Genomic DNA, 12,032 nt, shown 5'->3' with positions numbered 1-12,032 from the left:
ATCGTCACCGGACGGCTATTACAGCTGTTCGGTTTCCGCGTAGTCCTGGTCGTCGTAGGCGGCCTCGGTGGACCAGGTGCCGGTGGCGACGTCGTAGCCGGCGACCTCCGACGGGTCGAAGGTCGGCGGGCTGTCCTTGAGCGACAGGCCCAGCTGGTGCAGCTTGACCTTCACCTCGTCGATGGACTTCTGGCCGAAGTTGCGGATGTCGAGCAGGTCGGACTCGGTGCGGCTGACCAGCTCGCCGACGGTGTGCACGCCCTCGCGCTTGAGGCAGTTGTACGAGCGCACCGTCAGGTCCAGGTCGTCGATCGGCAGCGCGAACGACGCGATGTGGTCGGCCTCGGCCGGCGACGGCCCGATCTCGATGCCCTCGGCCTCGACGTTGAGTTCCCGTGCCAGGCCGAACAATTCGACCAGCGTCTTGCCGGCCGACGCCAGCGCGTCGCGCGGGGTGATCGAGCTCTTGGTCTCGACGTCCAGGATCAGCTTGTCGAAGTCGGTGCGCTGCTCGACACGGGTCGCGTCCACCTTGTAGGTGACCTTGAGCACCGGCGAGTAGATGGAATCGACCGGGATGCGGCCGATTTCGGCGCCCGACGCCCGGTTCTGCACGGCCGGCACGTAGCCGCGGCCGCGCTCGACGACGAGCTCGACCTCGAGCTTGCCCTTGTCGTTCAGCGTCGCGATGTGCATGGCGGGGTTGTGCACGGTCACGCCGGCCGGCGGCACGATGTCACCCGCGGTGACCTCGCCCGGACCCTGCTTGCGCAGGTACATGGTGACCGGCTCGTCCTCCTCCGAGGACACGACCAGGCCCTTGAGGTTCAGGATGATGTCGGTGACGTCTTCCTTCACGCCGGGCACGGTGGTGAACTCGTGCAGCACGCCGTCGATGCGAATGCTGGTGACGGCCGCGCCGGGGATCGACGACAGCAGCGTGCGGCGCAGCGAATTGCCGAGGGTGTAACCGAATCCGGGCTCCAACGGTTCGATGACGAACTGGGACCGGGTGTCGGTGAGGACTTCCTCGGACAGTGTGGGTCGCTGTGAGATCAGCATGGTGTTTCTTCTTCTCCTTCTCGGCACCCGCTATTTGATGCCGCTGTGTTGTCCGCTCCGACTCGCTGCGCCCGGCTTTGCCGCGCTTGCGATCGTCGCGAACCTGCGCCGGGTTCAGCGCAGGGGGTCTTTACTTCGAGTAGTACTCGACGATCAGCTGCTCGGTGAGCGGCACGTCGATCTGCGCGCGCTCGGGCAGCTGGTGGATGAGGATGCGCTGGCGCTCCCCCACGACCTGCAGCCAGCTCGGGATCGGGCGGTCGCCCGCGGTCTCCCGCGCGATCTGGAACGGCACCGTGTTGAGCGACTTGTCGCGCACCTCGACGATGTCGTACTGCGACACCCGGTAGCTGGGGACGTCCACCTTCACGCCGTTGACGCTGAAGTGCCCGTGGCTCACCAGCTGGCGGGCCATCCGTCGGGTGCGCGCCAGGCCGGCGCGGTAGACGACGTTGTCCAGCCGGCTCTCGAGGATGCGCAGCAGTTCCTCACCGGTCTTGCCGGGCTGCCGCACGGCCTCTTCGTAGTAGCGGCGGAACTGCTTTTCCATCACGCCGTAGGTGAAGCGCGCCTTCTGCTTCTCCTGCAGCTGCAGCAGGTACTCGCTCTCCTTGATCCGCGCGCGGCCGTGCTGGCCGGGCGGGTAGGGGCGCTTCTCGAAGGCCTGGTCGCCGCCGACGAGGTCGGTGCGCAGCCGGCGCGACTTGCGGGTGATGGGTCCGGTGTAACGAGCCATGTTTTTCTCCTCCTAGACCCTGCTAGACCCGACGTCGCTTCGGCGGACGGCATCCGTTGTGCGGCTGCGGCGTGACGTCGGAGATCGCGCCGACCTCCAGGCCCGCCGCCTGCAGCGACCGGATCGCGGTCTCCCGGCCCGAGCCCGGGCCCTTCACGAACACGTCGACCTTGCGCACGCCGTGCTCCTGGGCCTTGCGCGCGGCGTTCTCCGCGGCCAGCTGGGCGGCGAACGGGGTCGACTTGCGCGAACCCTTGAACCCGACGTGACCCGACGACGCCCAGGCGATGACGTTGCCCTGGGGGTCGGTGATCGTCACGATCGTGTTGTTGAACGTGCTCTTGATGTGCGCGGCGCCGTGCGGAATGTTCTTCTTTTCCCGCTTCCGGGTCTTGTGCTGCCCCTTCTTAGCGGAGCTTCCCTGCGCTTTTTTTGCTGGTGGCATCCGGTGTTACCTGGCCTTCTTCTTGCCCGCGATGGTGCGCTTCGGGCCCTTGCGGGTGCGCGCATTGGTCTTGGTCCGCTGGCCGCGCACCGGCAGGCCGCGGCGGTGCCGCAGGCCCTGGTAGCAGCCGATCTCGATCTTGCGGCGGATGTCGGCCTGCACCTCGCGGCGCAGGTCGCCCTCCACCTTGAGGTTGGCCTCGATGTAGTCACGCAGGTGGGTCACCTGGTCATCGGTGAGGTCCCGGGTGCGCAGGTCCTTGTCGATGCCGGTGGCGGCCAGGATTTCGTTGGCGCGGGTACGCCCGACGCCGAAGATGTACGTCAGCGCGATCTCCATCCGCTTGTCACGCGGGAGATCGACGCCTACTAGTCGAGCCATATGTGGCGTTTCCTCTTTTTCTAGGCGGAGGTCTTATCCCAGTCCGTTCCCGCTTCGACAGTTCGAGGCGGGGCCCGGCCTCCGTCCGGGCGTGGATGAGCGGGCCCATCTCTAAAGATGCGAGCCGCTCAGTGGTGCTGGGAGGTCTGCATTCAGTTGTGGGTGTTACTTGGCCCCGGCTTGCTGGGCATATAACGGCGACCCGCCGCGCCCGGCTACGCCGCGCTTGCGATCGCCGCTAGCCTTGCCGCTGCTTGTGGCGCGGATCGGAGCAGATCACCATGACCCGCCCATGCCGACGGATCACCCTGCACTTGTCACAGATTGGCTTGACGCTCGGGTTCACCTTCACGGCTGGTCGATCCTGTTCTGTCTTCTCGTCGGTGGTCGGTTCGGGCTTTTTGTCACTTGTACCGGTACACGATGCGGCCCCGGGACAGGTCGTAGGGAGACAACTCCACCACCACCCGGTCCTCGGGCAGGATGCGGATGTAGTGCTGCCGCATCTTGCCGCTGATGTGGGCGAGCACCTTGTGGCCGTTCTCCAGCTCAATGCGGAACATCGCATTGGGCAGGGGCTCGACCACGCGGCCCTCGACCTCGATGGCACCGTCCTTCTTGGCCATACTTGTCAGCAATCCTCGTCATTCGTTTCGTTCGCGTCAGCGCCCGGATCGGCGCGACATACACACCGACTTCAAAACGTGAGCCGGTGACAGGAAATTCCTAGGGACTGGGCACACAAAAAGTCGGCGCGGAAACCGCACCGTTGGTCAACGATACCTGGTAATGGGCCCTTACCCAAAATCGCTGCCAGAGAAATCCGGCCCGCCTTTACGACCTGCCAAACCGGGCCTGACGAGGGCATACTTAACGCCGATGAGCAGTCCCGCAGACTCCGCCGTGCAGCCCCGCAAACCCGTCCTGCTGACCGTCGACGACGATCCCTCGGTTTCCCGCGCCGTCGCCCGCGACCTGCGCCGCCATTATGGCGACCGGCACCGCATCGTGCGGGCCGAATCGGGCCCCGACGCCCTCGAGACGCTCAAGGAGCTCAAGCTGCGCGGCGAGACGGTCGCGGTGCTCATCGCCGACTACCGCATGCCGCAGATGAGCGGCATCGAATTCCTCGAGCAGGCGATGGACCTGTACCCGGCGGCACGGCGGGTGCTGCTCACCGCCTACGCCGACACCCACGCCGCCATCGACGCGATCAACGTCGTCGACCTCGACCACTACCTGCTCAAACCGTGGGACCCGCCGCAGGAGAAGTTCTACCCCGTCATCGACGGGCTGCTGGACGCGTGGCTGGCGGCGCCCGAACACCCCATCCCGCACACCAAGGTGATCGGGCACCGCTGGTCGGAGCGGTCCTGGCAGGTGCGCGACTTCCTGGCCCGCAACGGGCTGCACTACTCGTGGTTCATGGCCGACGATCCCGACGGCGAGCGGTTGCTGAAGGCCGCCGGCGCGGACTGCCTGCGGCTCCCGGTCGTCGTCACCGAGCGCGGCGACACCCTGGTCGAACCGACCGACGCCCAGCTCGCCGACACCCTGGGCCTCACCACGACGCCGTCGCAGGAGTTCTACGACCTGATCGTCATCGGCGGCGGACCCGCGGGCCTGGCCGCCGCCGTCTACGGCGCGTCCGAGGGCCTGCGCACGGTGCTGATCGAACGCACCGCCACAGGCGGGCAGGCCGGCCAGAGCTCGCGCATCGAGAACTACCTCGGCTTCCCCGACGGCGTATCGGGGGGCCAGTTGGCCGAGCGCGCCCGGCGCCAAGCCGAGAAGTTCGGGGCGGAACTCATCACCGCCCGCACCGCGACGGCGCTGGAGGTCAACGGCGCCAAGCGCACAGTGCGGTTCGCCGACGGCGGCTCCATCGACGCGCACGCGGTCATCCTGGCCACCGGCGTCGCCTACCGCCAGCTGCCCGCCGAGGGCTGCGGCGAGCTGACCGGCCGCGGCGTCTACTACGGGGCCGCGGTCTCCGTCGCCTCCGAGTGCGCGGGCGAGGAGGTCTACGTCGTCGGCGGGGCCAACTCCGCCGGGCAGGCCGCGATGTACCTGTCCCGCGAGGCCAAGTCGGTCACCATCGTGGTGCGCGGCCCCTCGCTCGAGGCCTCGATGTCGTACTACCTGATCCAGCAGATCGAGCAGCGACCCAACATCACCGTGCGCACCTGCACCGAGGTGCGCCGCGCCGTCGGGGAAGACCACTTGCAGCGCCTGACCCTGGTCGACAACCGGACCGGGGACACCGAGGACGTCACCTGCGCGCGGATGTTCATCTTCATCGGGGCGGCGCCGCGCACCGAGTGGCTGGACGGGGTGGTCGCCCGCGACGACCACGGCTTCATCCTCACCGGACCGGACCTGCGCAACGTGTGCGGCTGGGCGCTGGACCGGCCGCCCCACCACCTGGAGACCAGCGTCCCCGGCGTCTTCGCCACCGGCGACGTCCGTGCGGAGTCCGCCAAGCGCGTCGCCGCGGCCGTCGGCGAGGGATCCATGGCGGTGATGCTGGTGCATCGCTACCTCGCCGAATCATGACCGAGACGCCGTGTCAGCCCGGCGAGCTGCGCAGCCTGTTCCTCTTCGAGGCCCTCTCCGACGAGCAGCTCGAAGCGTTGTGTGCCAGCGGGCACATCGCCCAGTACCAGCCCGGCCCGATCTGCGTCGAGGGTGAACCGGCGACGTGTTTGTACGTCCTCATCGAGGGCGAACTGGCGATGTTCAAGCTCTCCGGCGGCCAGGAGATCGAGACGAACCGGACCGCACAGCGCGGCGTGTATTGCGGCGCCTGGCGGGCCTTCACCGGGAACCTGCAGCACCAGAGCTACGACGCGACCGTGTACGTCACCAAGCCGTCCCGGTTCTTCGTGCTCGACGCGCCGGCGTTCGCCCACTTCATGAAGGATCAGTTCCCGATGGCGGTCCACCTGCTCGACGGGATGGCCGTCGGCCTGGAGCGCACCCGCCGGATCATCGACAACCGGGAGAAACTGCTCGCCCTCGGCCAGCTGTCCGCCGGGCTGACGCACCAGCTGAACAACCCGGCCGCCGCCACCGTCCGCGCGGCCTCCGAGCTGCGGCAGCGGGTCGCCGGCATGCGCCAGAAACTCGCCATGCTCGCCGACGGGACCGTCACCCCGGAGGCGCTGCGGGCGCTGGTTGCGCTGCAGGAAGAGGTCGCGGCCCAGGTGACGAAGTCGGCGTCGGTGAACATGACGGCGATCGAGACGGCCGACATGGAGGACGCCGTCGGCGAATGGCTGGAAGACCATGGCGTCGAGGGCGGTTGGGACATCGCCCCGACGTTCGTCGAGGGCGGCCTCGACACGGATTGGCTGGAACGCATCGCGGCGGCGACCGAGGAGCTCGGCGCGTCGACCTCGCTGGAGAAGGCCATCCGCTGGCTGACCTACACCGTCGAGGGCGAGCTGCTGCTGAACCAGATTCTGGAGGCGAGCAAGCGGATCTCGGCGCTGGTCGCCGACGCCAAGCAGTATTCGCAGATGGACCGCGCCCCCTTCCAGGTGGCCGACGTCCACGAGCTGCTGCACAGCACGCTGACGATGTTCGCCGACCGGTTGGGCCCGCATTCGAGCACCGACGCCAAGGTGGCGGTGGTCAAGGAATTCGACAAATCGCTTCCGGAAATCCCCTGCTACCCAGGCGATCTCAACCAGGTGTGGACGAACATCATCGACAACGCGCTCGCCGCGATGCGCGACGAGGGCGGCACCCTGACCATCCGCACCGGCCGGCAGGGCAACATGGCCCGAATCGAGATCTGCGACACCGGGCCCGGGATCCCCGACGACGTGCGCGACCGGATCTTCGAACCGTTCTTCACCACCAAACCGTTCGGGGAAGGCACGGGCCTGGGGCTGGACCTGGCGTTCAACATCGTCGTCAAGAACCACCGGGGTGACCTGCGGGTGGAATCGGCGCCGGGCGACACCCGGTTCATCGTGCTGCTGCCGCTGGAGGCGCCCGCAGCCCCCGACGTGGAGGCTCTCGACCCCGCGGAATAGGCGCGTCACCGCCCCGGTTGGGAACAACCATGACCAAGCCCAACCTCGGCCGGTTCGGATCGTTCGGACGCGGCGTGACGCCCCAGCAAGCCAAAGAAATCGAATCCCTGGGTTACGGGGCCGTCTGGGTGGGCGGTTCCCCGCCCGCCGAGCTGGCCTGGGTGGAGCCCCTGCTCGAGGCCACGACGACGCTGCAGGTGGCCACCGGCATCGTGAACATCTGGACGGCGGCCGCCGGGCCGGTGGCCGAGTCGTTCCACCGCATCGACCAGGCCTACCCGGGTCGGTTTCTGCTGGGCATCGGCGTCGGCCATCCCGAGGCGCACACCGAGTACCGCAAGCCCTACGACGCGCTCGTCGGATATCTGGACCAGCTCGACGAGTACGGCGTGCCGGCCGACCGGCGCGTGGTGGCTGCGCTGGGCCCCCGGGTGCTGAAGCTGTCGGCCGACCGGTCCGCCGGCGCCCACCCCTACCTGACCACCCCCGAGCACACCGCGCAGGCCCGCGAGCTGATCGGCCCGTCGGCGTTCTTGGCCCCCGAACACAAGGTGGTGCTGACCACCGACGCCGAAAAGGCCCGCGCGGTGGGCCGCAAGGCGCTCGACATCTACTTCAACCTGGCCAATTACCGCAACAACTGGAAGCGGCTGGGCTTCTCCGACGACGAAGTCGTCCGCCCGGGCAGCGACCGCCTGGTCGACTCGGTGGTGGCCTACGGCACCGTCGAGCAGATCGCGGCGCGGCTGAAAGAGCACCTCGACGCGGGCGCCGACCACGTCCCCGTGCAGGTCCTCACCAAGGATGAAAACCTGGTGTCGGCGCTGGCCGAATTGGCGGGGCCGCTCGGACTGAGCTAACCGGACCGGAGGGGGACACCGATGACCGAGGCAGTGGCACTGAAACCCGATCTGGGGCGGTTCGGGGTTTGGCTGCCCACCCGCTCCATCACGCCCGAGTTCGCGGCCGAGATCGAGGCGCTCGGGTACGGCGCGATCTGGGTCGGCGGGTCGCCGGACGCGGACCTGGCGTGGGTGGACCCGGCCCTCGCGCAGACGACGTCGTTGCAGCTGGCCACCGGGATCGTCAACATCTGGTCCGCGCCGGCGCCGGCGGTCGCCGAGTCCTACGCGCGCATCGAAAGCGCCCACCCCGGGCGCTTCCTGCTCGGGGTCGGGGTGGGCCACCGGGAGCGCACCGAGGAGTACATCAAGCCCTACGACGCCCTGGTCAACTACCTCGACGCGCTCGACGCCGCGATGGTGCCGACCAGCCGGCGGGTGCTCGCGGCGCTCGGGCCGCGGGTGTTGCAGCTGGCCGCGGAACGCAGCGCCGGCGCCCACCCGTACCTGACCACGCCGGAGCACACGGCCAAGGCGCGCGAACAGCTGGGTAAGTCGGTGTTCCTGGCGCCCGAGCACAAGGTGGTGCTGACCACCGACGCCGCCGAGGCCCGGGCGATCGGGCGGCAAACGGCCGACCGCTACCTGGGGCTGAGCAACTACGTCAACAACTGGCTGCGGCTCGGCTTCACCCAGGACGACGTGCGCAAGCCCGGCAGCGACAAGCTGATCGACGCGGTGGTGGCCCATGGCACGCCGGAGGACATCGCGCGGCGCCTGGGTGAACATTGCGAAGCCGGGGCCGATCACGTGGCCGTCCAGGTGCTGGGCACCTCGAACGACGAGGCGCTGGTGTCGGCGTTGCGCGAGCTGGCGGGACCATTAGGGCTAACTGCCCCAAACTGATCATCAGGCTCGGTTAGGGTGTGTGACCATGCGATTGCTGGTCACCGGTGGAGCCGGCTTCATCGGCGCGAATTTCGTGCACAGCACGGTGCGGGAGCATCCCGAGGATTCCGTGACGGTGCTTGACGCCTTCACCTATGCCGGGCGGCGCGAGTCGCTGGCCGACGTCGAGGACGCCATCACGGTGGTCAAGGGCGACATCGCCGATGCCGCGCTGGTCGCCGCGCTGGTCGCCGAGTCCGACGCGGTCGTGCACTTCGCCGCCGAGACCCACGTCGACAACTCCCTGGAAGACCCGTGGACGACCCTGCAGACCAACGTGGTCGGGACCTTCGCGATCCTGCAGGCGGTGCGGCGCCACGACGTGCGGCTGCACCACGTCTCCACCGACGAGGTCTACGGCGATCTCGAGCTCGACGAGCCCAGCCGGTTCACCGAGTCGACGCCGTATAACCCGTCGAGCCCGTACTCGGCGACCAAGGCCGCCAGCGACCTGCTGGTGCGGGCCTGGGTGCGGTCCTACGGCGTGCGCGCGACGATCTCCAACTGCTCGAACAACTACGGGCCGTATCAGCACGTCGAGAAGTTCATCCCCCGGCAGATCACCAACGTGCTCACCGGGCGCCGCCCCAAGCTGTACGGCGCGGGCGCCAACGTTCGGGACTGGATCCACGTCGAGGACCACAACAGCGCGGTCCGGCGAATCCTGGAAAAGGGTGAGAACGGCCGGACCTACCTCATCGCTGCCGAGGGTGAGCGCGACAACCTGACGGTCATGCGCGCGATCCTAGAGGCGCTGGGGCGCGATCCCGACGACTTCGACCACGTCACCGACCGTGTCGGCCACGACCTGCGGTACGCGATCGACCCGACCACGCTGTACAACGAATTGGGTTGGACGCCAAAGCATGCCAACTTTGAGGAGGGCCTGCGCGCCACCATCGACTGGTACCGCGAGAACGAGGCGTGGTGGCGGCCCCTCAAGGAGGCCACCGAGGGCCGCTACGAAGAACGGGGTCAGTGACATGGGCGCGCGCGAGCTGAAGATCCCCGGGGCGTGGGAGATCACGCCGACCATCCACGGCGATTCCCGCGGCATGTTTTTCGAATGGCTCACCGACCGGGCGTTCACCGAGTTCGCCGGCCACCGGCTCGACGTCCGGCAGGCCAACTGCTCGGTGTCCTCGGCCGGCGTGCTGCGCGGCGTGCACTTCGCGCAGGTGCCACCGAGCCAGGCGAAATACGTGACCTGCGTGTCCGGTTCGGTCTTCGACGTCGTCGTCGACACCCGGGTCGGCTCCCCGACGTTCGGCCAGTGGGACTCCGTCCTGCTCGACGACAAGGACCGCCGGACGGTCTACATCTCCGAGGGCCTGGGGCACGGGTTCCTTGCGCTGCAAGACAATTCGACGATCGTGTACCTGTGTTCGTCGGAATACAACCCGCAGCGCGAGCACACCATCTGCGCGACCGACCCGACGCTGGCGATCGACTGGCCGCTGGTCGACGGCGCCGCCCCCACGCTGTCCGACCGCGACGCCGCGGCGCCGAGCTTCGAGGAAGTGCGCGCGTCCGGCGTCCTGCCCACCTGGGAGGAGACGCAGGGGTTCATCGCGGGTCTGCGCGATACCTGAGCGATCGATGAAGCGCGGATGGCTGATCGCCTTCGCGACCGCGGCCATCGCCACGGGCCTGGGCGGCTGCGCCAAGGCCGACAACCCTTCGAGCGCAACGCCTTCCGCCGCGACCTCATCCGGTAGCCCCGCCGCGGCCGGGCCCGTGCGGGTCACCATCGGCGGGCGGCCGCAGAACGTCGGCGGCCCGGTGGTGTGCGGCACGAACAACGGCAAGTTCTCCATCGCGGTCGGCGACATGGCCACCGGCATCATCGTCGGGCTCGAGCCCGACGGGTCGGTGGTCCACGGCGCGGGGCTCGGCACCGTCGACGGGGTGGTGATGAGCTTCACCGAGGGCGTGCCCGGCGAAAGCGCCACCGCCACCAAGACCGGCAACACCTACAAGATCACCGGCACGGCCAGCGGCACCGACAACGCGGGCGCGCAGGTGCACAAGCCTTTCGAAGTCAGCGTCACCTGCCCGTAGGCGAGTTATCCTGCCCCAATGGCGTCGAGCTTCTCGGGCAAGATCGCATTCGTCACCGGCGGCGCGTCCGGCATCGGCGCCGCGCTGGCCACCAGGCTGGTCGACGAGGGGGCCGAGGTGTGGATCGCCGACCGCCAGATCGGGGCGGCGCAGGAGCTGGCGGAACGCCTGGGCAGCGGTAACGCGAAGGCGCACGCGATCGAGCTCGATGTGCGCGACGACCCGGCGTTCGAAAGCGCAGTCGCGGAGGCGGTCCGGCACTCCGGGCACATCGACTACCTGTTCAACAACGCCGGCATCGGCGTGGGCGGCGAGGTCGACTCGTACACGCTCGACGACTGGAACGACGTCTTCGACGTGAACCTGCACGGCGTGGTGCACGGCATCCAAGCGGTATATCCGATCATGATCCGGCAGCGCTCGGGCCACATCGTGAACACGGCGTCGATGGCCGGCCTGCTCGCCTCGCCCGGCGCCGTGAGCTACACCGCCGCCAAACACGCCGTCGTCGCGCTGTCCCGAGCCCTGCGATTGGAGGCCGAGCGCCACGGCGTCGTGGTCTCGGTGCTGTGCCCCGGCGCGATCCGGACACCGATCCTCACCGGCGGGGTGTACGGGCGAATGACGAAGACCGGCGCCGGCGACGAGGCGCTGCTCAAGTTCTGGGAGCCGATGCGGCCGATGGCACCCGAGAAGTTCGCCGAGCGTGTCCTTCGTGCCGTGTCGCGCCGCGACGCGATCATCATCGTGCCGGGCTGGTGGAAGGCGTTGTGGTATCTGGAACGTTTCTCGCCGGCCTTGTCGGCGTGGAACGCGAGGCTCGCGCTCCGGCGCCTCCGGGCGATGGATTCCGGTGGCTCCGAAGCGGAGCCGAATAACGCTTGAAAACAACCGCTTTCGCCGACTAGTGGCGTTACGATCACCCTTGTCGCAGTAGTCGGGCCGCGACCGCTTCACGTGAGCCGTTGAGGGGTCGGATGTCGTTTGTGCTTGCGGTTCCGGATGTAATGGCCGATGCGGCAACACGTTTGGCGAGCATCGGCTCGGCGATCGGCGCCGCCCAGTCGGCGGCCGCCGCACCGACGACGGGGGTGCTGGCGGCGGCCGGTGACGAGGTGTCGGCGGCCGTCGCGGAGGTGTTTTCGGGTTACGCCTCGGCGTATCAGGCGCTGGGCTCTCAGGCGGCGGCATTTCACAGCCAGCTGGTGCAGACCCTCACCGCGGGTGCGGGCGCCTATCTGGCGGCCGACGCCGCCAACGCCTCGCCGCTGCAGACCCTCCAGGACGACCTGCTGGGCCTGATCAACGCTCCCACCAACACGCTTTTCGGGCGTCCGCTGATCGGCAACGGCGCCAACGGCATAACCAACGCCCAAGGGATCGGAACACCCGGCGGCGCCGGCGGATTCTTGTCCGGCAACGGCGGCAACGGCGGCAACAGCACCGCCGTCGGCGCGCCCGGCGGGGCGGGCGGGCCCGCCGGCCTGTTGGGCAACGGCGGGAACGGCGGGGCG

15 protein-coding genes are annotated in these 12,032 nt (G+C 68.5%); 9 read left to right on the top strand and 6 right to left on the bottom strand.

All coding sequences use genetic code 11. The annotated features are described in order from the left end of the window. Window positions 1-18 precede the first annotated feature (18 nt). From AWB89_RS00615 to infA, 6 genes are all read right to left on the bottom strand, one after another. On the bottom strand, window positions 19-1,062 hold the full coding sequence (locus AWB89_RS00615) for a DNA-directed RNA polymerase subunit alpha (protein ID WP_085096425.1): 1,044 nt from the start codon (window positions 1,060-1,062) through the stop codon (window positions 19-21). A 130-nt stretch (window positions 1,063-1,192) separates the two neighbouring features. After that, the gene (rpsD, locus tag AWB89_RS00610; protein WP_085096427.1) at window positions 1,193-1,798 is read right to left on the bottom strand and encodes a 30S ribosomal protein S4; all 606 of its coding nucleotides are present in this window, start codon (window positions 1,796-1,798) and stop codon (window positions 1,193-1,195) included. Window positions 1,799-1,820: 22 nt separating this feature from the next. Next, complete coding sequence (gene rpsK, locus AWB89_RS00605) at window positions 1,821-2,243, bottom strand: 30S ribosomal protein S11 (RefSeq protein ID WP_066933867.1); 423 nt, start codon at window positions 2,241-2,243, stop codon at window positions 1,821-1,823. A gap of 6 nt (window positions 2,244-2,249) precedes the next feature. Further along, window positions 2,250-2,624 carry a 30S ribosomal protein S13 gene (gene rpsM / locus AWB89_RS00600; RefSeq protein ID WP_066907568.1) on the bottom strand — a complete coding sequence of 125 codons (375 nt, stop codon included), beginning with the start codon at window positions 2,622-2,624 and terminating at the stop codon, window positions 2,250-2,252. A gap of 238 nt (window positions 2,625-2,862) precedes the next feature. Further along, window positions 2,863-2,976 (bottom strand): 50S ribosomal protein L36, encoded by a 114-nt coding sequence (gene rpmJ / locus AWB89_RS00595; RefSeq protein ID WP_003879483.1) that lies wholly within the window; start codon window positions 2,974-2,976, stop codon window positions 2,863-2,865. A gap of 52 nt (window positions 2,977-3,028) precedes the next feature. After that, window positions 3,029-3,250, bottom strand: coding sequence for a translation initiation factor IF-1 (infA, locus tag AWB89_RS00590; RefSeq protein WP_003418601.1), 222 nt, complete (start codon window positions 3,248-3,250; stop codon window positions 3,029-3,031). Window positions 3,251-3,503: 253 nt separating this feature from the next. Here infA and AWB89_RS00585 point away from each other — a divergent pair, with 253 nt between their 5' ends. The 9 genes from AWB89_RS00585 to AWB89_RS00545 all read left to right on the top strand — a co-directional run. Further along, window positions 3,504-5,180, top strand: a complete 1,677-nt coding sequence (locus tag AWB89_RS00585; protein WP_085171132.1) for an NAD(P)/FAD-dependent oxidoreductase — start codon at window positions 3,504-3,506, stop codon at window positions 5,178-5,180. Continuing rightward, the gene (locus tag AWB89_RS28210) at window positions 5,177-6,667 is read left to right on the top strand and encodes an ATP-binding protein (RefSeq protein ID WP_085096430.1); all 1,491 of its coding nucleotides are present in this window, start codon (window positions 5,177-5,179) and stop codon (window positions 6,665-6,667) included. Before AWB89_RS00585 ends, AWB89_RS28210 begins: the two co-directional genes overlap by 4 nt. 29 nt (window positions 6,668-6,696) lie before the next feature. After that, window positions 6,697-7,527, top strand: a complete 831-nt coding sequence (locus AWB89_RS00575) for an LLM class F420-dependent oxidoreductase (protein WP_085096432.1) — start codon at window positions 6,697-6,699, stop codon at window positions 7,525-7,527. 21 nt (window positions 7,528-7,548) lie between these two features. Next, on the top strand, window positions 7,549-8,415 hold the full coding sequence (locus tag AWB89_RS00570) for an LLM class F420-dependent oxidoreductase (RefSeq protein WP_085171131.1): 867 nt from the start codon (window positions 7,549-7,551) through the stop codon (window positions 8,413-8,415). Between the two features lie 28 nt (window positions 8,416-8,443). Beyond that, window positions 8,444-9,439 carry a dTDP-glucose 4,6-dehydratase gene (gene rfbB, locus AWB89_RS00565; RefSeq protein ID WP_085096506.1) on the top strand — a complete coding sequence of 332 codons (996 nt, stop codon included), beginning with the start codon at window positions 8,444-8,446 and terminating at the stop codon, window positions 9,437-9,439. Between the two features lies 1 nt (window position 9,440). Then, the gene (gene rfbC, locus AWB89_RS00560) at window positions 9,441-10,049 is read left to right on the top strand and encodes a dTDP-4-dehydrorhamnose 3,5-epimerase (protein ID WP_085096436.1); all 609 of its coding nucleotides are present in this window, start codon (window positions 9,441-9,443) and stop codon (window positions 10,047-10,049) included. Between the two features lie 7 nt (window positions 10,050-10,056). Beyond that, window positions 10,057-10,518 carry a lipoprotein LpqH gene (locus AWB89_RS00555; RefSeq protein ID WP_085171130.1) on the top strand — a complete coding sequence of 154 codons (462 nt, stop codon included), beginning with the start codon at window positions 10,057-10,059 and terminating at the stop codon, window positions 10,516-10,518. 18 nt (window positions 10,519-10,536) lie between these two features. Further along, window positions 10,537-11,403 (top strand): SDR family oxidoreductase, encoded by an 867-nt coding sequence (locus AWB89_RS00550; RefSeq protein ID WP_085171129.1) that lies wholly within the window; start codon window positions 10,537-10,539, stop codon window positions 11,401-11,403. A gap of 92 nt (window positions 11,404-11,495) precedes the next feature. Then, window positions 11,496-12,032, top strand: a 537-nt coding sequence (locus AWB89_RS00545; RefSeq protein ID WP_142280083.1) for a PE family protein, incomplete at its 3' end; no start/stop codon positions are given.

It is taken from the genome of Mycobacterium paraense (genome assembly GCF_002101815.1).
GTDB lineage: Bacteria > Actinomycetota > Actinomycetes > Mycobacteriales > Mycobacteriaceae > Mycobacterium > Mycobacterium paraense.
Note: the sequence above shows the minus strand (reverse complement) of the source record. Positions and strands in the feature narration are given on the sequence as shown.